The organism is Janthinobacterium sp. TB1-E2 (genome assembly GCF_036885605.1).
Classification (GTDB): domain Bacteria; phylum Pseudomonadota; class Gammaproteobacteria; order Burkholderiales; family Burkholderiaceae_D; genus Janthinobacterium; species Janthinobacterium aestuarii.
In genome coordinates, this window is sequence record NZ_CP142523.1 from 1,801,511 (window position 1) to 1,819,602 (window position 18,092).

Annotated in this window: 18 protein-coding genes; 7 read left to right on the forward strand and 11 right to left on the reverse strand. The window is 66.4% G+C overall.

The genetic code is table 11. The annotated features are described in order from the left end of the window. Window position 1: 1 nt before the first annotated feature. Together OPV09_RS08110 and OPV09_RS08115 are read right to left on the reverse strand one after the other, a co-directional pair. Window positions 2-325, reverse strand: coding sequence for a hypothetical protein (locus tag OPV09_RS08110; RefSeq protein WP_152546450.1), 324 nt, complete (start codon window positions 323-325; stop codon window positions 2-4). A 166-nt stretch (window positions 326-491) separates the two neighbouring features. Further along, window positions 492-1,277: a hypothetical protein gene (locus OPV09_RS08115; RefSeq protein WP_331777430.1), complete on the reverse strand. Its 786-nt coding sequence runs from the start codon at window positions 1,275-1,277 to the stop codon at window positions 492-494. Between the two features lie 201 nt (window positions 1,278-1,478). Here OPV09_RS08115 and ylqF point away from each other — a divergent pair, with 201 nt between their 5' ends. After that, window positions 1,479-2,426 carry a ribosome biogenesis GTPase YlqF gene (gene ylqF / locus OPV09_RS08120; protein WP_071650173.1) on the forward strand — a complete coding sequence of 316 codons (948 nt, stop codon included), beginning with the start codon at window positions 1,479-1,481 and terminating at the stop codon, window positions 2,424-2,426. A 126-nt stretch (window positions 2,427-2,552) separates the two neighbouring features. On the opposite strand, the gene OPV09_RS08125 is transcribed toward ylqF, so the two are convergent. After that, the gene (locus OPV09_RS08125) at window positions 2,553-3,371 is read right to left on the reverse strand and encodes a class III extradiol ring-cleavage dioxygenase (protein WP_338681159.1); all 819 of its coding nucleotides are present in this window, start codon (window positions 3,369-3,371) and stop codon (window positions 2,553-2,555) included. A 112-nt stretch (window positions 3,372-3,483) separates the two neighbouring features. Between OPV09_RS08125 and OPV09_RS08130 the strand changes: the two genes are divergently transcribed. Further along, window positions 3,484-4,374, forward strand: a complete 891-nt coding sequence (locus OPV09_RS08130; RefSeq protein WP_072454439.1) for a LysR family transcriptional regulator — start codon at window positions 3,484-3,486, stop codon at window positions 4,372-4,374. On the opposite strand, the gene OPV09_RS08135 is transcribed toward OPV09_RS08130, so the two are convergent. Together OPV09_RS08135 and OPV09_RS08140 are read right to left on the reverse strand one after the other, a co-directional pair. Next, window positions 4,375-5,259 (reverse strand): hypothetical protein, encoded by an 885-nt coding sequence (locus OPV09_RS08135; RefSeq protein ID WP_338681161.1) that lies wholly within the window; start codon window positions 5,257-5,259, stop codon window positions 4,375-4,377. Then, the gene (locus OPV09_RS08140; RefSeq protein ID WP_338681162.1) at window positions 5,256-7,508 is read right to left on the reverse strand and encodes a M1 family metallopeptidase; all 2,253 of its coding nucleotides are present in this window, start codon (window positions 7,506-7,508) and stop codon (window positions 5,256-5,258) included. The genes OPV09_RS08135 and OPV09_RS08140 overlap by 4 nt, the downstream gene beginning before the upstream one ends. Window positions 7,509-7,738: 230 nt before the next feature. On the opposite strand from OPV09_RS08140, the gene OPV09_RS08145 reads away from it, so the two are divergent. The 5 genes from OPV09_RS08145 to OPV09_RS08165 all read left to right on the forward strand — a co-directional run bounded on the left by OPV09_RS08145 (window position 7,739) and on the right by OPV09_RS08165 (window position 11,801). Then, complete coding sequence (locus tag OPV09_RS08145; RefSeq protein ID WP_338681163.1) at window positions 7,739-9,274, forward strand: TonB-dependent receptor; 1,536 nt, start codon at window positions 7,739-7,741, stop codon at window positions 9,272-9,274. A gap of 146 nt (window positions 9,275-9,420) precedes the next feature. Further along, window positions 9,421-10,092, forward strand: coding sequence for a thiol:disulfide interchange protein DsbA/DsbL (locus OPV09_RS08150; RefSeq protein WP_034751770.1), 672 nt, complete (start codon window positions 9,421-9,423; stop codon window positions 10,090-10,092). An 11-nt stretch (window positions 10,093-10,103) separates the two neighbouring features. Further along, a complete protein-coding gene (locus OPV09_RS08155; RefSeq protein WP_070303949.1) occupies window positions 10,104-10,328 on the forward strand; it encodes a hypothetical protein in 225 nt (74 codons plus the stop codon). 81 nt (window positions 10,329-10,409) lie between these two features. Next, window positions 10,410-11,156: an SDR family oxidoreductase gene (locus OPV09_RS08160; protein WP_070303948.1), complete on the forward strand. Its 747-nt coding sequence runs from the start codon at window positions 10,410-10,412 to the stop codon at window positions 11,154-11,156. A 114-nt stretch (window positions 11,157-11,270) separates the two neighbouring features. Beyond that, window positions 11,271-11,801, forward strand: a complete 531-nt coding sequence (locus OPV09_RS08165) for an ester cyclase (protein ID WP_070303947.1) — start codon at window positions 11,271-11,273, stop codon at window positions 11,799-11,801. A 10-nt stretch (window positions 11,802-11,811) separates the two neighbouring features. Here OPV09_RS08165 and OPV09_RS08170 read toward each other — a convergent pair whose 3' ends face one another. From OPV09_RS08170 to OPV09_RS08195, 6 genes are all read right to left on the reverse strand, one after another. Continuing rightward, window positions 11,812-12,729, reverse strand: a complete 918-nt coding sequence (locus tag OPV09_RS08170) for a LysR substrate-binding domain-containing protein (protein WP_338681168.1) — start codon at window positions 12,727-12,729, stop codon at window positions 11,812-11,814. Then, window positions 12,726-13,622 carry an efflux RND transporter periplasmic adaptor subunit gene (locus OPV09_RS08175; RefSeq protein WP_338681169.1) on the reverse strand — a complete coding sequence of 299 codons (897 nt, stop codon included), beginning with the start codon at window positions 13,620-13,622 and terminating at the stop codon, window positions 12,726-12,728. Before OPV09_RS08175 ends, OPV09_RS08170 begins: the two co-directional genes overlap by 4 nt. 37 nt (window positions 13,623-13,659) lie before the next feature. Next, window positions 13,660-13,860, reverse strand: coding sequence for a DUF1656 domain-containing protein (locus tag OPV09_RS08180; RefSeq protein ID WP_034751763.1), 201 nt, complete (start codon window positions 13,858-13,860; stop codon window positions 13,660-13,662). Continuing rightward, window positions 13,850-15,994: an FUSC family protein gene (locus OPV09_RS08185; protein ID WP_051991219.1), complete on the reverse strand. Its 2,145-nt coding sequence runs from the start codon at window positions 15,992-15,994 to the stop codon at window positions 13,850-13,852. The genes OPV09_RS08180 and OPV09_RS08185 overlap by 11 nt, the downstream gene beginning before the upstream one ends. Window positions 15,995-16,004: 10 nt before the next feature. Further along, the gene (locus tag OPV09_RS08190; protein ID WP_034751839.1) at window positions 16,005-16,511 is read right to left on the reverse strand and encodes a MarR family winged helix-turn-helix transcriptional regulator; all 507 of its coding nucleotides are present in this window, start codon (window positions 16,509-16,511) and stop codon (window positions 16,005-16,007) included. 73 nt (window positions 16,512-16,584) lie between these two features. Further along, the gene (locus OPV09_RS08195; protein ID WP_319992501.1) at window positions 16,585-17,997 is read right to left on the reverse strand and encodes an efflux transporter outer membrane subunit; all 1,413 of its coding nucleotides are present in this window, start codon (window positions 17,995-17,997) and stop codon (window positions 16,585-16,587) included. Window positions 17,998-18,092 lie beyond the last annotated feature (95 nt).

Here is an 18,092-nt window from a genome sequence, read left to right on the forward strand (position 1 = left end):
GCTACAGCAAGGTGGGGCGGCTGCTGGAATTCGTGTGGCGGTGCGTCTGGTAGTCGAGCGCATCGCCGGCCATGAAGCGGTGCCAGGCTTGCGTGTAGACGAGCGATGATTTATCCGCATCAAAACTGTCGAGTTGCAACATGTCGCGGTGGTGCTTGATTTCATTGACCAGTTGGTCATACAGCATTTGCAAGCCATAGCTGTCGGCGCTCTGGCGTTTCAGGCGCTCTTCCAGCTGCGCCACTTGCTGCTGCAACTGCCGGCATTCCTTCTTCCAGTCATTGCGCGGCACGCGCTCGGGCGCCTTGCCAGTGTGTTCCATCATCATATCGAGCCATTCCCCATCGCCTATCTCCCTGCATCTGGCGGGAGCCAGCCTGGAAAATTATTGCTTTTCATTTAAGAGGCGATATTAGAGCACACTTTTTTATTACTCTCAGTAAATAAAATAATCCATGTGGAAATATTTGACCTGGCTTCCAGCGCGCGTATCACTGGCGCAGTGCTCCCGCAGGGGCGGCTTGCGCCATGTTGCCGTCATCGGCATACGTGAGGGTCAGCAGGGTATTGTCGTCCCAGCTCACGTCGTGCAGCGGCGGCACGTAGCGCTGGCGGTCTTCCGTGATGCGGACGTCCAGCGTGCGCTCGCCCGAGCGGGCCTGCACGGCAAGCAGCTTGCGGAACACGGGATACGGCACGTGGATCAGCGACGAGTGGCACGGTCCGCCCGCCAGGCGGAACAGGTTGCGCCGCACAAACGGCAAGTCATCCTGCTCGACGGCCCAGCGGATTTCGCATTCCAGGCGCAAGTCGCCCAGGCGGCGCACGTTGTGGGGCAGGCCCGGCGTGTGGATGTCGGCGCGCCAGCGCAGGGTGGCGCGCTTCTTGTTGCTGACCAGGTCGGCATTCGCATCGTAGGCGGTCTTGTCGCGCGTCAGGATGAAACCGCCGTCCGCCGCCAGCGGCACGGGGATCGACAGATTGTCGGCCGACAAGTGCAGGGTCACGCCATCGAGCCTGGCCTTCGGCGTGGCGGGGATCAGCATGAAGCGCAGCGGCGCGCCCGGCGCCAGGCGCTGGTGGTCGGCATACGCGTCGAGTCCCTTGAGCATGGTGCGGTAGGGACGCAGGTCGGGATCGCGCGTGCCTTGCACATCGACAATCTGCTGCATTTCCTGGTTCACCGGGTCGCCTGGCGCCGCTGCTTGTTCCTGGGCCATGGCGGGCAGCAGGCAAGTGGAAAGGGAGGCAAGGAGGCAAAAGCGGGGAAGATGCATGGAATGCGTGCCAGGTTGAGCGTGCAATGGGGAAACCGTCCAGGCTGGACGGACTGCGAATCTTATCATTCGAGTAACTGCTAAATTATCACCAATTGTCTCGTTCGCGTCGCACGGCTGGCGCTGGCGGCGGAAAATGGGACGTCGTGGCGGCAACCACGTAAAATAGCGGATTGACTGAACGATTTTGAAGGCAAGAGCATGGCGATACAATGGTACCCAGGACACATGAACGCGGCCCGCAAGAAAGCGGCCGAAACCATGGAAAACACCGATCTGGTGATTGAAGTGGTGGACGCGCGCCTGCCGGCAGCCAGCTGCAATCCCATGGTGGACGAGCTGCGCCTGTTCCGCCAGCGCCCTTGCCTGAAAATCCTCAACAAGACCGACCTGGCCGACCCTGCCGCGACCGCCGCCTGGGTGGCGTATTTCAATGCGCAGGAAGGCGTGACCGCGTATGCGATGACGACCAAGAAGCCGGGCGACGTGGCGCGCATTCCGGACTTGGCCAAGTCGCTGGCGCCGCACCGCGGCGTGCCGACGAAGCCGCTGCGCATCATGATCATGGGCATCCCCAACGTGGGCAAGTCGACCCTGATGAACGCGCTGCTGAAAAAGCGCGTGGCCAAGGTGGGCGACGAGCCGGCCGTGACGAAAATGCAGCAAAAGCTGTATCTGGACAAGAACACCATCCTCGTCGACACGCCTGGCATGCTGTGGCCGAAGATCGCCATCCCCAGCGATGGCCTGATGCTGGCCGCCAGCCACGCCATCGGCTCGAACGCGCTGATCGAAGAGGAAGTGGCCGTGTTCCTGGCTGAGGAATTGCTCAAGCGCTACCCGGACTTGCTGGCAACCCGCTACGGCACCAAGATCGGTGAAGTCGACGCCATCGGCGTGGTCGAAGGCATCGCCGCCAAGCGCGGCTTCCGCATCAAGGGCGGCGACTACGATTTCGAGAAAGCGTCGCACACCTTGCTGCTCGACTACCGCAGCGGCATCCTGGGACGCATCTCGCTGGAAACGCCGGACACGCGCGCTGCCCTGATGGCCCAGCACGCGGCCGAGATGGCGGAAAAAGCGGCCAAGGCGGCCGAGATCGCTGCCGAGAAGGCGAAGAATGCGGCGCGCGGCAAGCGCGGTACGTAATGAACTAAAAGACGCTTGTTAGCGGCTTTTTTAAATTCTGGGCTCAGACCCCCGGTGACGTTGGCGCTGAACCAGCCGTTAGCGGTGTCGAGGGACTCGGCGTCCCCGTCTGACCCCGGCTCGTTGCTAATTTCCGCCAGTCGCTCCAAACCGGAAACTCGTCACCGCCAGCGCCCCAAAAAAATCCTCCTCGTGATACGCCACGTGCGCCGCTTCCTGCTCGGCCGCGCCGAGCGCCACCATCAGCGGCAGCAGATGGTCTTCCTGCGGATGGGCCTGGCGTGCGCCCGGCGCCTGGTCCCAGGCCAGCAGCTGCGCCAATCTCTGTTCCGGCGGCAAGGCCATCGTCTGGCGCAGCCAGGCGTCGAACTGGTGCGAGGCGACGGCGCCCGCCTGGCCGAACTGGCGCAGGTTATGGTAGGACAGGCCGCTGCCCAGTATCAGCACGCCCTGGCGGCGCAGGCTGGCCAGCGCGCGGCCCACCTCGATGTGGGTGAGCGGGTCGTAGCCGTGTTTCAGCGACAGCTGCACCAGCGGCACGTCCGCCTGCGGGTAGATGGGAAACAGGGCGCTGAAGGTGCCATGGTCGAAACCGCGCTCATGGTCGAGGCGCGCCGGATGGCCGGCCGCGTCCAGCAACTGTTTTACCTGCGCCGCCAATTCCGGCGCGCCCGGTGCCGGGTACTGGATTTGATAGGTGTGCGGCGGAAAGCCCGAATAGTCGTAGATCATGCCCGGCCGGGGGCTGGCCGAGACGAGAAATTGCGGTCCTTCCCAGTGCGCCGTGACGACCAGCACGGCTTTCGGACGCGCGCCGATCTGGCGCGGGATATCCTGCAACGACGCTTCGAGCACGTCGTAGCGGCCGCCGAACTGGTCTTTCATGAACGGCCACGGGCCGCCGCCATGTGACAGGAAGTAGGTGGGGAAGGTGTGTTCTTGCATGGCGGCTCCGCAGTGGAATGGCTGATGCTATCGATGATAGTCATGGCCAGCCAGTTGATCAAGATCGCCATTATTGATATATCATTTCCATTTTGTTGATGATCGGGCAGTCATGGATACCTTGCGCAGCATGCGCGTGTTTCGCGCCGTGGTGGAACTGGACAGTTTCGTGCGCGCCAGCGAGCGCCTCGATCTGTCACCGGCCATGGTCAGCAAGCACGTGATGCATCTGGAGCGCCACCTGGGCGCGCGCCTGCTGAACCGCAGCAGCCGCCACCTGAGCCTGACGGAAATCGGCAAGGTGTATTTTGAACAGTGCCGCGACATGCTCGACAACCTCGACGAGGTGGAAGCGACGGTGGGCCGCACGACGGTGGTGCCGCGCGGCATGCTGCGCCTGAGCGCCCCCGTCTGGTTCGCCAACGCCATCTTTACGCGCACCCTGGTGGCCTACCGCGAGCGCTTTCCGGAAGTGACGTTCGACATCGACTTGAGCGGGCGAGTGGTCAACCTGGTGGAAGAGGGCTTCGACCTGGCCCTGCGCGTGAGCCAGGCGCCGTCGCCGGCCCTGATTGCGCGGCCCATCGGCAGCATCGCCTTTCACCTGGTGGCCGCGCCCGCCTATCTGGCGCGCGCCGGCCAGCCGCAGCTGCCGCAAGACCTGGCGCAGCACGCGATGATCAGTTATTCGCTGCTATCGAACGGCAACGAATTGACGTTCGACGGCCCGCAGGGACGCGAGACGGTGAAGTTCTCGCCCGTCCTGCAATGCAATAACGAAAGCCTGCTGCACGCGGCCGCGCTCGACGGCATGGGCATCGCGCTGCTGCCATCGTGGCAGACGGATGCGGACCTGGCGGCGGGGCGGCTGGTGCGCCTTTTCGACGCTTACCAGCTGGCGGGCGGCAAGGTGTATGCCGTCTACACGAGCCGCCGCTACCTGTCCTCGAAAGTGCGCACCTTCATCGACTTCCTCGCCGATGAAGGGCGCCTGGGAGCTTGATTACGCGAGCGAGCGCTTGACGCCGATCAGCGCGAACAGGCGCGCACTGCGCATCCACGCCAGCACCAGCGCCGCCAGCTGCGTTGCCAGCAAGCCGGCCACGATGGCCAGCGGACCCGGGCCGGCCAGGTTCAGGCGCGCCACGCCCAGCAGCGCATACAGGGCCAGTCCCAGCACGGTGATGGCGAGGTAGATGGCCAGGCTGGCCAGCGGACGCCGGCGCAGCATGCCCAGGCCGCGCCACCACGCCTTGACGGCCGACGTACGGCGCCGGTCGACGGCCAGCGCCGCGCGGCCCGCATCGAGCGTGGCGCAGGCCAGCAGGAACAGCACGCCCGCGAACAGCAAGGCCAGGTGACGGGCCAGGTCGGCGTCCGCTTCCAGGATGGCTGTCGCCGCGTGCTTGTCGGCCAGTTTCAGCGCGCCGGCGCCGATCGCCAGCGCCAGGCCCAGCGGCACGATGCTCCATAACAGCATGCGCAGCATGCGGCCGTATGCGCTGAAGGCGCCCGTCAGCAGGGGGCCGAAACCCAATGGGGCCGGCGCGCGCGCGGCTGTCACCACCAGGCCGCTCAGCAGCGGCGACAGCAGCAGGGTCAGGACGATGCCGGCGATGGCGGCCTGGCTGATGGCGGCGCCATTGCGGCTGGCGTTGGCGGCCAGGTCCGCCAGGGTCATCAGGTCGAGCTGCTGCGCCAGGGCCGCCGCATGCACGGCCTGATCGAGGCTGGCGCTCAAGGTGCGCCAGAGGGGGATGACGGCAACGATGGCGGGGATCAGCAGCAGGCCGGCCCACAGCAGCAGCAAGCGCCATTGCAGGGCGGCGCGGCTGGCGCGCGTGGTCAGGGCCAGGCCGCTGGCCCGTGTCGTGGAAATGGCGCTCATACGGTGGCGATCAGGGAAAAGAGGTATTGGAAGGCGGCGGTGAGGTCGATGCTCCAGCGCCGCGCGGCGGACTTGTCGGCTTTCAGGGTGCGGCTGTCATCGAGCTTGTTGACGTCGAGGTAGTGCACGCGGTCGGGGTCCAGTTCGGCCGAGACGGCCTTCACGGGCTTGCTCCAGGTGTAGCGCTGCCACAGCTGGTCGTTGTCCCACACCACGCGTTCGGACGTGCCGTCGGCGAACTTCACCAGCAGCACCTGCGGCACGGGCGCGCCGCGGCGGCGCAGCACCACGCTGGTCAGATACGGATAGGGACCCGTGCCGGGTTTGGCGTCCGGGTGCGCCTTGTCCCACGCCTCGCGCACCTTGTCCTCTTCTTGTTCCAGCGCCTCGGGCGTATGTTCCACGCGCTTGCCGTTCACCAGCGCCAGGCCGGCCAGCGGCGTCTGCTCGTCGCTGGTGAAGCTGCCGATGCGGTCGTCGATATTCGCGCTGGCATACACTTGCTGCGCGAAGACCTGTTCCACGATGCGCCGCTGGCCCGTCGCTTCGGCCAGCGCTTCGCGCAAGTCGGCCACGCTCGGATGGCGGAATTTCCACTGTTCATAGTAGGCCTTGAAACCCCGTTCCATGGCCTCGCCGCCGATGCGCGCTTCGAGGTCGCGCAGGGTGGTGGCCGTGCGGCTGTACACGGGGCCCACGCCCTGCAGGCGGTCCCACGCGTTCTGGCCCAGCGGGTCGGCCGCGTCCTGGCGCGGTGCGGCCGTGCGCTCGAATTCGAAGACCTTGAAGGCGGGAGCGAAACCCAGGCGCTTGAGCAGGGGCGTGGTGGCGTGGATATCCTGATTGCGTGCGCGCAGCATGCGCTGGTCCCAGTACTCGTTCAAGCCTTCGTCGAGGATCGGTTCCTCGAACTCGTTCGAGGCCAGGATGCCGTAGAAATAGCCATGGCCGAATTCATGGATGGTGACGAAATCGAGGCCAAATTCGGCCGCCGTCTTCGGCTGCAGGCCGGCGTAGCCCGAGGCCGTGAAGAAGGTCGGGTATTCCATGCCGCCCGCTTCGGCCGCGTTAAACGGCGGAATCACTACCGTCAGGGTCTTGTACGGATACGGGCCCAGGGTGCGCGAAAAATACGTGAGTGTATCCTTGGCAGCCTGCAGCGCGGGCGCCGCGTTCGACGCGTACTCGGGCGGGTACAGCACCTTGATGGCCACGGGCGGGCTGCCAGGGCCGTTCCAGCTGTCCAGCAGCGGCGGCGCGCTGCGCTTGTCGGCCGTCCAGGCGAAATCGTGCACGTCGCCCTGCACGTAGTGATGCGTGAGCATGCCGTTCTTTTCCTGCGGCGCGCCCTGCAGCTCGCCCGTGGCGCCCACCGTGTATTCCTTGGGCACGGTCAGCTTCACGTCGTAGTGGCCGAAGTCGGCGTAGAACTCCGAGTTCAGGTGGAATTCATGCGCGTTCCAGCGCGGCGCCGTGGCGCCCCGTTCGCCGGGCAGTTCCAGCACGGCGATCTTGGGAAACCACTGGCCCACCAGGTGGAAGCTGCCGAAATAGCCGGTGCGCGCGATGACGCGCGGCAGCTGGTCGAAGAAGCCGATGTCGAGCGTCGTCTCGGCGCCCGGCGCGACGGCCTGCGGCAAGTCGACGCGCACCACCGTGCGGTCGGTGGCCGGGCCGTTGTCGGGCTGGACGAAATGCCAGGGCGCCCTGGCGCCGTTCTGCGTCATGCTGCGCAGTTCGATGTAGCCCCACTCGCCGTCGCGCGTATCGACGCCCGAGCGGAAACCCGTATCGAGCTTGCGCTTCTCGGTGAAGAAAGTCGAATGCTCGCCTTCGAAGGCGTTCAGGTACAGGTGCAGGTAGACGCTGCTGACGGCTTGCGCGCTGCGGTTGCGCCAGCGCAGTTTCTGCCGGCCATCGATCGTGTGCTTGACGGGATCGAGCGTCGCTTCGATCTGGTAGTCGACCACGCGGTCCGACAGGGTCGCTTGCGCGCCCGTGCGCGCACCGCCCCAGGCGTTGCTGGCGCTGGGCGTGGTGACGGCCGACGCATGCGGCGAAGCGAGGGCGATGCCGTCGGCCGATGGTGCCAGCGGCAGGGGCGCGCTGGCGGGCTTGCCCTGATCCGGCTGGGCGAACAGGTCGGCTTGCAGGGCCAGGCCGGCCAGCAGCAGGGCGGCGATGGAAAGGGCCTTGAGCTTGCCCGGGATGAAGGAAATGCGGCGGCGCGGTGTGCTACGACTTTCCATGCGTGACTCCCACAGTGACTTCTGATTGATGATCTTCAAATGCAGTCGGCTGCGCCCAGGATCGCCGGGCGTTCCTTAATATACCTGTAAAAATTACAAATAAGCAATGAATTGTGCTGGCAGCTTTGCCGGCTGTTGCGGCGCCGCGCGCCGTGCGTATAATGATTCGCTTTTGCCATCCTCCTAACTACCGTGCGTGCGCGCCCCGGTAGCGCACCCAGCTTTCCGCCATGATGCCTGCCCCTTCCGCCCTGACCATCGCCACGCGCACCTTGCTGTTGTGCGCCCTGGCCATGCCTGCGTGCGCGCAGGAAGGCGCGGATGGCGGCGCGGCCGGCGTCACGCATGGCGACTTGTCCGCCGAACTGGCGCAGGGCGGCCAGCACAGCGTGCGCGGCGCCTTGTCGCGCGACCAGGGCGGCATGGTGCTCGACGTGGCCATCGACGGACTGCGCAACGGCAATTACCGCGACGGCAGCGTGTTTCACCAGCGCGGCTTCAACGGCGGCGCGGAATGGAAGCTGCGTCAGGGCCGCTTCGGTTTCAGCGCCGACCAGCTGAACCAGGACACCCGCTATCCCGCGCCCGAGGCGCCGTTCCTGGCCTTGCTGGCGGCCCGCCCGGAAGACCTGTACCGCTATGAAGTGCGGCGCGCCAGCGCCTTCGTGCAGCGCTATGTGGGCAGTTTCGAACTGGGCGTGGAACTGTCGCAGCGGGAAAAACGCGCCACGGCCCACTATGCGGGCGAGGACGGCAGCAGCGAATCGACGTACAGCAGCCGCCGCCGGCAACTGGCGCCACGCCTGCGCCATTACGGCAAGGTGGGCGGCGTGGGCACGGATACGGAAGTGGGCCTGGACCTGATGCAGTGGCAGCGGCGCTCGGGCCGCGCGGGCGATGCGCAGCGCCGCCAGTATTCGCGCGCGCTGCTGCTGCGCGAAGAGCTGGCCTTCAGCGGTGCGTATGCGCCGCGCCTGTTGCTGGGGCTGCGGCATGAACAGTTCCAGCTCGATCCGGCCGACATGCCCGCCGGCGGCAGCGACTGGGAAAACCAGAATGCCTGGGACGTGCAGGGCAGCCTGCAGCTGCGCCCGCAACTGAGCGTGTATGCGAAGGCCGCGCGCAGCTACCGCATCGACGACGATGGCTATACCCGCGCCGGCTACCGCCCGCTGGCGGGACAGCTGCGGCGCGACATGGAAGTGGGCGCCACCTTTGGCGACGCGGCGCGCAGCGCTTCCGTGCGCGTGTTCAGCGAGCGCCTGAGCAACCAGATCGTCTTCGACCAGAACCTGGGCCAGCTGGGCTTTGCGGGCAACCTCGATCCCTCGCGCCGCGACGGTGTCGCCATCGAGGCCAGCATGGCGCTGGCGCGCGACTGGCGCCTCGACGGGCAACTGCGGCAAGTGCATGCGCGCTATGACGATTACGCCTACGATGGCCCGGACATCGCTCTCGTGCCCAAGACCCTGGCCAGCCTGCGCCTGTACTGGACGGGGCAGGCGGGCGCCAGTGCCGATGTGGGCGTGCAATGGCTGCGCGCCCTGCGCTATGGTCCCGATTTCGCCAGCAGCTGCCTGGCGCAAGTACCCGCGTTTGCCACCGTGGACGGACGCTATGTGCGCAAGCTGGGCGCCTGGGAGCTGGAACTGGCCGGCAGCAACCTGGCCAACCGCCGCCATTACGGCGATGCGCCGGGCTGCCGCTCGAGCATTTACCTCAATGACGCGCGCCAGTTGCGCGTGTCGGCGCGCTACCATTTTTGAGGCAGGGGCGCGGCGGGGCTTAAATGCGGCTTAAGCGGGCGCAAACGGAGCGGATAAAAGCGCTTTTTTTCCGGCCGGGCGACATCGTCCGGCGCAAAAAGTGGTAATCTCGCCCCGTTCACGACCACTTATGAAGAAGGATTTATATGCGTTTTCTGCGTTTCTTGCGTCCCCTGCTTGCCGCCGTCACCCTGGTGGCGGCCACCGGCGGCGCCATGGCGGCCGATACCGGCTTTACCACGCTCACGACGCCAGTGCGCACGGACACGGGCAAGAAGGTGGAAGTGGTCGAGTACTTCATGTATTCGTGCCCGCACTGCTACGTGCTCGATCCGCTGATGCACGACTGGGTCAAGAAGCAGGGCGACAAGATCGCCTTCCGCCGCGTCCACCTGGCCGCCACCGGCCCGAAAGACCCGCAGGCGCACGCCTATGCCACGCTGGAAGCGATGGGCCAGCTGGACCAGTTCCACGACAAGATCTTCCGCGCCATCCACGTCGAGCGCAATCGCCTGAATCGCGATGACGCCATCCTCGACCTGCTGGTCAAGAACGGCATCGACAAGGCGAAATACCTGGACATGTTCAACTCGTTCGGCGTGCAGACCAAGCTGAAACGCAACGAGCAGCTGATCACCGCCAGCAAGATCGAGAGCGCGCCGACCATCGTCATCGATGGCCGCTTCGTGACGTCGCCGGCGCAGCTGTCGCGCCCGGGCCAGTCCGAACCGCAAACCCAGGCCGCGACCCTGCGCGTGATGGATGAACTGGTGGCGCGCGTGCTGAAAGAGCGCGCACCGGCGCCTGCGAAGAAGTAAGCGGAGACGTCATGAAACAGCTGCCCTGGACCCTGTGCGTACTGGCCCTCGCCCTCGTGGCGTGGCTGGCGATTGCCATCGTCAACGTGGAAAACCAGCGCAATGCGCTGGCCAGCAAGGCATGCGTGGACCCCGCGTTCAAGAACGAGGTCGATGCGAAATGCCTGGCGTCCGTGCAGTCGCGCGAACACTGGTGGCAGCATCTGACGTACGCCATGACGCATTTCCGGAATTGAATGTGTCAGTACGAAAAACCCGCCGCGCGCGGGTTTTTTTTCGTCCGCGTATGATGAAGCCACAACTATTCAGGAGGGACGATGAAGGAAGTGATCTTGATTACCGGCAGCAGCCGCGGCATCGGTGCGGCGACGGCGCTGCTGGCGGCGCGCCAGGGCTATGCCGTGTGCATCAACTATGTGCGCGACGCGCAGGCGGCCGAGGCACTGTGCGCGCGCATCGTGGCCGACGGGGGCGAGGCCATCGCCGTGCAGGCCGATGCCAGCGATGAAGCGGACGTGGCGCGCCTGTTTGCGGAAGTCGACGAGCGCCTGGGGACGCTCACGGCGCTGGTCAACAATGTGGGCGTGCTGGAGCAGAAATGCCGGCTCGTCGACATGTCCGCGCAGCGTCTCGAACGCGTGCTGCGCACCAACGTGATCAGTTATTTCCTGTGCTGCCAGCAGGCCGTGCGGCGCATGTCGACGGCCCATGGCGGGCAGGGCGGGCGCATCGTGAATGTGTCGTCGGCGGCGGCCCGCCTCGGCTCTCCGGACGAATACATCGATTACGCGGCTTCGAAAGGCGCCGTCGATACCCTGACCCTGGGCCTGGCGAAGGAAGTGGCGGCCGAGGGCATCCGCGTCAATGGCGTGCGGCCCGGCATCATCTATACGGAGATCCACGCTTCGGGCGGTGAACCGGGACGGGTGGCGCGCCTGGCGCCCGGCGTGCCGATGCAGCGGGGTGGCCAGCCTGAAGAAATCGCCGACGCCATTTTGTACCTGCTGGGGCCGGGCGCCAGCTATGTGACGGGCAGCATCCTCGACGCGGCGGGCGGGCGCTGATTTTCAAATCCTGCAAGTAATTGCTTCAAGTGCGGGGCCAATTATCAAGTACGGCAAGCGAGTCCAGAATGGCGGTGTGCCATGTGCACGCCGATCAACTCATTTGGAACTACTATGCCCGCTTTTGCCCCCGCCCTCCTGGCCCTGTCGCTGCTGGCCGCCGCGCCAGCCCATGCCGCCATGGATTTGCCCATGCCGGCCCACCTGTCCGGCGCGAAAGCCGATGCCACCGTGGCGCTGGCCGCGCGCCGCTATGCCGCGTTCTGGCAAAGCGGCGATCCGGCCCTGGCGCGGCTGGCGCTGGCTGACGATTTCACCGACCGTACCTTGCCCGCCGGCCGGCCGCAGGGCTTGGCCGGTCCGCTGCAGGCGTCGCAGGTATTCCATGCGGCGGTGCCGGATTTGAAGGTCGCCATCGAGCAGATGCTGGTGGCGGGCGACCGGGTCACCTTGCGCCTGCATTTCACGGGCCGCTTCACGGGCGTCTTCCCCACGCCGCAGGGCCCCTTGCAGGGGCAGGGCCAAGCCATCGATTTCCATGCGTTCGATCTGTATCGCGTGAATGCGCAGGGACGCATCAGCGACAACTGGCACCTGGAAGACAATCTGACCCTGCTGCGCCAGCTGGGCGTGCTGGCGCCGTGATGGCGGCCCGCTAACCGTGCGCCTGCAGGTCGGCGAACTGCCGCAGCAGGAACTCGGCCAGCAGGGTGACGCGTGGCGGCTGGAAGCGGCTGCGCCGGTACAGCAGGTTCAGGGGGACGCTGTCGGCAAAGTAATCGTCGAGCACCGTTTGCAAGTGCCCCGCGCGCAGGTCGTCGCCGATGTCGAGCAGGGATTTGTAGGCATAGCCATGGCCGGCCACGGCCCAGCGGCGGATGATTTCGCCGTCGTTGCTGTGCCAGTCCCCCTGCAGGCGCAGGCTGTGGCGCTTGCCGTTTTCGCGGTAGCGCCATTCCTGCGGCGCGCCGTCGCCGGCCTTGAGCACGAGGGTCGGCAGCGATGCCAGGTCGCGCGGCGCGGCCGGCACGCCGACCCTGGCGGCCAGCGTTGGCGCCACGCACACGACGCGGCGGCCCGGGTGCAGCAGGCGCGCCACCATGTCGCTGTCGGGCAGCTCGCCGTAGCGGATGGCCAGGTCGACGTCGTCCTGCACCAGGTTGGCCGTGGCGTCCGTCAGGGTCAGCGCATGGCGCACCTGCGGGTGCAGCGCGGCAAAGCGGTCAAGCATGGGCAGCAGCAGCTGGCGGCCGATGTCGGACGGTGCCGAAATGCGCACCACGCCGCGCACGGCGCCGCCGCCCGCATGCAAGCCGTCTTCCGCCTGCGCCAGCAAGTCCAGCGCCTGTTCGCTGTAGCGGCGATAGTGCAGGCCTTCTTCCGTCAGGCGCAGCTGGCGCGTGGTGCGTTCGAACAGGGTGGCGCCCAGCGCCGCTTCCAGGCGCGCGATGGCGGCGCTGGCGGCGGCCGGCGACAGGCCGTGCTTGCGGCCGGCCGCGGAAAAGCTGCCCAGCGCCGCGGCGTCGAGGAACAGGGCGATTTCCGCCAGGCGTCCGGCGCCGCCGCGTATCATGCCGGGTGCGCGGCCGCTGGTTTCGGCGCCGGTGCAGAGTGGGGCGTGATCACCACGGTGCACGTGGTGCCGGCCACCAGCAGTTGTCCTTTCGGCTGCTCGTCGATGTGGATGCGCACGGGCACGCGCTGCGCCAGGCGCACCCAGTTGAACGTGGGGTTGACGTCGGCCAGCAGTTCGCGGCCCGTGGCGGCGTCGCGGTCGGTGATGCCGCGCGCGATGCTCTCGATGTGGCCGTGCAGGGTGCCGCCGCTCATCAGATTCATTTCCGCCTTGTCGTCCTGCGCCAGCATGCCCAGCTTGGTCTCTTCGAAGTAGCCGACGACGTAGTACGAGGCGCTGTCGATGACGGCCAGCTTGGCCGCGCCGACGGCGGCGAAATCGCCCTTGTGCACGTTCAGATTCGTCACGTAGCCGCTGACGGGCGCACGCACGGTGGTGCGCTCCAGGTTCAATTGCGCCAGCGCGCGGGCGGCCATGGCGGCCTGCACTTGGGAGGTGGCCGAGGTGGCGGCGAACGCCGCGCTTTCGCGGCTTTCCGTCGAGATGATGCTGGCGTCAAGGCCTGCGCGGCGCTGCGCTTCCTTGCCACGGCGGCCCTGTTCCGTTTTTTGCGCGGCCAGCACGGCGTCGGCCTGCGCCAGCGCGCTCGCATAGCGTTCCTTGTCGACGACGAACAGCACGTCGCCTTTTTGCACGACCTGGTTATCGCGCACCAGCACGTCCGTGACGGTGCCGGCCACGTCGGCGCTGATGTTGACGATGTCGGCCTTGATGCGGCCGTCGCGCGTCCACGGCGACTCCATGTAGCGGTCCCAGACGGCCTTGCCTATCCACAGGGCGGCTGCCAATAGCAGCACGGTGATTGCATAGCGGGTCAGTTTGCTTACCATGTCGGCAGCCTTTCCTTGATCGGGTTGAACAGTTTTTTTATTTGTAAAGCGATAGCGCCAGCGCGCCGAAGATGGCGATGAAGATGCACAGCCGCGCCAGCGACGGGTGCCACACCATGCGGTACACGCCCAGCCAGCCCAGCACGCGGTCGAGCAGGGTTTGCAGGGCTATGCTGAGGAGGAACAGGGGCAGCAGGGTAGGAATCAGAATTCCGAACAGGGCGAATTCACGCGGCATGGTGGTCTCCGGCGCCAGGCGCCATGTGGTCGAGCAATGAGGTATAGATCGAGTGCAGGTCGGCCAGCGCCGTCTGCAGGCGCGCGCTGCGCTCGCCGGTGGCATCGGCTTCCGTCTGGGCCGTGCGCACCACGGCGCCCGCCTGCAGGGTGGCCGCCAGCGCCGCCTGCAGTGCCGTATCGCTGCGCGTGCGCAGCCAGCCGGCGATGTGGTCCACGCACTGCTGCAGCGCGTGGCGCGTGGCGCCCGGCCGGGCGGTGGCGATCAGTTCGCGCAGTTCGATCACGGAGTGGCCGATTTCCAGCAGGGTCAATGCCTGGCGCACGACGGCGCGCGTGGCTTCGCCCGGCGCCGGGCCGGCCGCCGCATTGAGCTGGCTGAGCAGGTCGCGCACGCGGTTGTCGAAACGGTGTTTGACACGGCGCGCGGGCGCCGTGCACGCATGCAGCGCTTCGCGCCACAGGGCACGGCCGATGTGGTCCTTGTGGCCCATCGTGTGCTCGGGCAGCAGCACGGCAAACACGAGGGCGGCCAGCATCAGTCCCACGATCAGGGCCATGCCCGTGTTAAGGAAAGCCGCGCCATCGACATGCATCACATTCGTCGGCGCCATCTGCGTGATGAAGGTCGACACGCCCAGGCCCACGCCCAGCTTGGCCGGATTCGTCATCAGGTACAGGCCGACGGCGAGAAACGGCGCAAAACTGAGCACCAGCATGGGGAAGCCGTCGCCGTGCACCAGCACGAAATACACGCAGACGAGCGACAGCGGCATGGCGATCAAAAAGCCCGCCAGCACCTGGCGGATCATCATGATCGGGCGCGGCGAGGACGAGGCCAGCGCGCAGAACACGGCCGCCATCAGCATCGCCGTGCTGGCGTAGGGCCAGGCGAGGAAGTAGGCGCCCAGCGCCAGCAGGGCCAGGCTGATGCCGGCGCGCGCGCCGCTGGCAAGCACCAGTGCGGGCGGCGTCTTCGGCGCATATGCCTGCGGCGTGCTCACGTCCAGCGGCGTGTCGTGCACGAGGCTGAAATACACTTCGTGAAAGCGGCTCATGTCGCGCGCGAAGCGCTCGAGCAATTCGCACACGGTGTCGAAATCGATGCGCTGCGCATGCGCGATGGCCGCGCCATCGATGTCCGCGCGCGCCTGGCCCAGCGCCGTTTGCAGATGCCGCTGCATGGTGTCGAGCGAGTCTTGCGAAGGCGTCGCTTGCAGCGCTTCGGCGACGATGGCGTACAGGGGCGCGCAGGCCTGCATGACCTGCGTCTCGCCATCGCGCTGCAGGCGGTCGAACAGGCGGTGGAAGGTATAGAAAGTCGTCAGCGCCGTCATGAAGGTGGCGTTGAAGGCGTGCAGCTTGCGGTTTTGCGCACGCACGTGACTGACCTTGCTCGTCACTTCGAACAGGGCGGCCGAGCGGCCCAGTTCCAGTGCCGCCACGTCAGCGGCAAATTGCAGATGCGTCAGTTCCACTTGCGCCGGCGTGAGTTTTTGCTGCAGCACGTCCTGGCAAAAGGTGAGGAATTTGCCGTAGCGCGCCTGCACCGTGCGCATCACCTGCGTGCCCTGGTGGCGCGGCAGCAGCACGCTGGAGACGGCTGCCGAGCAGATGATGCCCAGGCTCACTTCAGCCACGCGCGTGACGGCCAGCGAGAAGACCTGCATCGGCTGCTCGATGGCGGGCAGCACGATCATGCAGGCCGTGTAGCCGGCCAGCACGTACACATATGACTGGGCGTTGCGGTGCAGGGCCGAGCCGCTCGTGCACAGGCCCACCCACAGGGCCAGGCCGGCGAACAGCAGCACGGGCTGCTGCGGGAACAGGCCGATCAGGGTCAGTGCGGCTGTGCAGCCGAGCAGGGTGCCGCACAGGCGGTAAAAGCTTTTTTCCAGCACCATGCCGCTGCTGGGCAGGGCCAGGATGATGGTGGTGGTCATCGCCGTGCTCGGCGAATCGAGGCCCAGGCGGTAAGCCAGCCACAGCGCGCAGAACGCGGCGATCAGGGTCTTGCCGACGTAGATCCAGCGTTCGCCTTCCGTCGCGCGCCAGTCCTGCAGCGCCAGCGCCAGCCAGCGGGCCGCCCGGGGCAGGGGGCCGTCTATAGGTGTTGTTGCTGTGGCTGGCGTCATCGATAGGCTATCAGTTCTGGTTGTTGAGATTGTTCAAATTGCGCAGCTGGCGCATGTACAGCTTGTCGAGCACTTGCAGCTCTTCTTCCGTGAACCCTTCGTACAGGGCCGAGGTTTCCTGGTACACGTCGGGCAGCGCCGTTTCGATCAGCGCGCGGCCCTTGTCGGTCAGCGAGATCATCACGGAGCGGCGGTCGCCGGGGCGCGTGCCGCGGTGGATCAGGCCGCGCGTTTCCAGGTCGTTGCACACGCGCGTCAGGTTGGCCGGCTTTTCATGGCAGGCCATGCCCAGGGTGCAGGCGTTCGAGGTTTCGTCGTCCGTGCCGTACAGCACGGCCAGCACCATGTAGCTGGCATCGACCAGGTCGTGCTTTTTCAGCGCGGCGTTGGTCAGGTCCTTCATGCCTTTTTGAATGTGGTACGTCATGCGCAACAGGCGCATCAGTTCCATGGGGAAGCCTGGCATGCGCGTGCGGATGTTTTGCAGCCGCTTGGCGGTGGCGTCAAAAGCGGTCATGTCATATTCCTTCATGTGTGAATAAAGTTCCGATTGTATCTTGTTGAGCTAGGGCAATGCCAGGATTGCAAGCTTATATGCCGCCTCCCAGTGCATTCATCAAGGAAACGTACAGATCGAGCTCGCGCGCCCCATTTTGCGCCTGCTGCTGTTCTTCCGCCAGCAGCGCCACTTGCGTGTTGAGCATGGCGATGGCGTCGCTCATGCCCGCCTTGTACGCCTTTTCCGCCAAGTCGCGCGCGCGCCGCGCCGTGGCCAGCGCCTGCACGGTCAGCTCGTGTTGCTTGGCCAGCGACTGCGCCTTGGTGACGGCGTTGGCCACGTCCGACATGGCGTTGATGACGGTGGCGTTGTACTGCTCGACGGCGCCGTCGTACACGGCTGTCTGGCTGCCCAGCTGGGCGCGCAGACGGGCGCCGGCAAAGATGGGCAGGCTCAGCGCGGGCGAGGCGCCGCGCACCTGCGAATTGGCGTCAAGAAAATGGCTGAAGCCGAAGGCCTGGAAGCCGGCAAACGCCACCAGGTTCACGTTCGGGTAGAACTCGGCCTTGGCCGCGTCGATGCGCTGCGCCGCCGCTTCGACCCGCCAGCGCTGGGCGGCGATGTCGGGCCGGCGGCCGATCAGGTCGGCGGGCAGGGCGGCGGGAATGGCCAGCGGCTGGTCCAGGCGCAGCACGGGACGCGTGAGCGCCGCACCGGCTGCCGGGCCCTTGCCCGCCAGGGCCGCCAGCTGGTTGCGCAGCAGGGCCAGCGATTCGGCAGACTGTTCCAACTGGCGGCGTCCGGCCGGCAAGGTGGTTTCGATCTGCGCCACGTCGATGTCGGTACCGATACCGGCCGCCTTGCGCTGGCGCGTGATGTCGAGGATGCGGGCGCGTTGCGCCAGGCTGCGTTCGATCACGTCCTGCAGCTGGAATTCGTACGACAGCTGGATGTAGGTGCGCACCAGCGCCGTTTCCAGTGCCAGGCGGGCCATCTGCGATTCGGCCGACGCCATCTGCACGTCGCCCAAGGCGGCGGACAGGGCGGCACGGTTGCGGCCCCACAGGTCCAGGTCGTACGAAGCCGTGACGGTGGCCTGGTTGCGCCACGCGTAATTGCCGGCCAGCGGCGCCGGCGTGCTGCCGTGCTGCGAATACAGTTCGCGGTTGATGGAGACGGCCGCGTCGGCCTGCGGACGGGTCTTGTCCTCGGCGGCACCGGCCAGCGCCTCGGCCTGGCGCACGCGCGCCTGGGCGCCGCGCAGGGTGGGGCTGTCGGCCAGGGCCTGCTCCATCAAACGGTTCAATTGGGGGTCGTGCAAGTCTTGCCACCATTGCGTGCGCGGCCAGGCGATCGCTGCGCTGGCGGCGGCATCCATGGCCTGGTTCGCCTGCAGCTTGTTGGCGTCGAGCATGGCCGATTGCGGCGCGATATGGCCCATGTCGGCGCACGCGCTCAAGGCAAGGATCAGGCTGGCGGCAAGCAAACGGCGGTGCAGGGACATGCAGGAACTCCGGAAGAAGGTGTTGGGGTACTGCTGACAGCTCGCCGCGGTGAGCGCCGGGAGTGGCCCGGGTGCTGCGCCGCAACTGAGTTGTT

Excerpts from the sequence above, each read along its gene's own strand:
- OPV09_RS08110 (WP_152546450.1), bottom strand. The coding sequence starts at position 325 with ATGATGGAACACACTGGCAAGGCGCCCGAGCGCGTGCCGCGCAATGAC.
- OPV09_RS08115 (WP_331777430.1), bottom strand. The coding sequence starts at position 1,277 with ATGCATCTTCCCCGCTTTTGCCTCCTTGCCTCCCTTTCCACTTGCCTG.
- ylqF (WP_071650173.1), top strand. The coding sequence starts at position 1,479 with ATGGCGATACAATGGTACCCAGGACACATGAACGCGGCCCGCAAGAAA.
- OPV09_RS08125 (WP_338681159.1), bottom strand. The coding sequence starts at position 3,371 with ATGCAAGAACACACCTTCCCCACCTACTTCCTGTCACATGGCGGCGGC.
- OPV09_RS08130 (WP_072454439.1), top strand. The coding sequence starts at position 3,484 with ATGGATACCTTGCGCAGCATGCGCGTGTTTCGCGCCGTGGTGGAACTG.
- OPV09_RS08135 (WP_338681161.1), bottom strand. The coding sequence starts at position 5,259 with ATGAGCGCCATTTCCACGACACGGGCCAGCGGCCTGGCCCTGACCACG.
- OPV09_RS08140 (WP_338681162.1), bottom strand. The coding sequence starts at position 7,508 with ATGGAAAGTCGTAGCACACCGCGCCGCCGCATTTCCTTCATCCCGGGC.
- OPV09_RS08145 (WP_338681163.1), top strand. The coding sequence starts at position 7,739 with ATGATGCCTGCCCCTTCCGCCCTGACCATCGCCACGCGCACCTTGCTG.
- OPV09_RS08150 (WP_034751770.1), top strand. The coding sequence starts at position 9,421 with ATGCGTTTTCTGCGTTTCTTGCGTCCCCTGCTTGCCGCCGTCACCCTG.
- OPV09_RS08155 (WP_070303949.1), top strand. The coding sequence starts at position 10,104 with ATGAAACAGCTGCCCTGGACCCTGTGCGTACTGGCCCTCGCCCTCGTG.
- OPV09_RS08160 (WP_070303948.1), top strand. The coding sequence starts at position 10,410 with ATGAAGGAAGTGATCTTGATTACCGGCAGCAGCCGCGGCATCGGTGCG.
- OPV09_RS08165 (WP_070303947.1), top strand. The coding sequence starts at position 11,271 with ATGCCCGCTTTTGCCCCCGCCCTCCTGGCCCTGTCGCTGCTGGCCGCC.
- OPV09_RS08170 (WP_338681168.1), bottom strand. The coding sequence starts at position 12,729 with ATGATACGCGGCGGCGCCGGACGCCTGGCGGAAATCGCCCTGTTCCTC.
- OPV09_RS08175 (WP_338681169.1), bottom strand. The coding sequence starts at position 13,622 with ATGGTAAGCAAACTGACCCGCTATGCAATCACCGTGCTGCTATTGGCA.
- OPV09_RS08180 (WP_034751763.1), bottom strand. The coding sequence starts at position 13,860 with ATGCCGCGTGAATTCGCCCTGTTCGGAATTCTGATTCCTACCCTGCTG.
- OPV09_RS08185 (WP_051991219.1), bottom strand. The coding sequence starts at position 15,994 with ATGACGCCAGCCACAGCAACAACACCTATAGACGGCCCCCTGCCCCGG.
- OPV09_RS08190 (WP_034751839.1), bottom strand. The coding sequence starts at position 16,511 with ATGACCGCTTTTGACGCCACCGCCAAGCGGCTGCAAAACATCCGCACG.
- OPV09_RS08195 (WP_319992501.1), bottom strand. The coding sequence starts at position 17,997 with ATGTCCCTGCACCGCCGTTTGCTTGCCGCCAGCCTGATCCTTGCCTTG.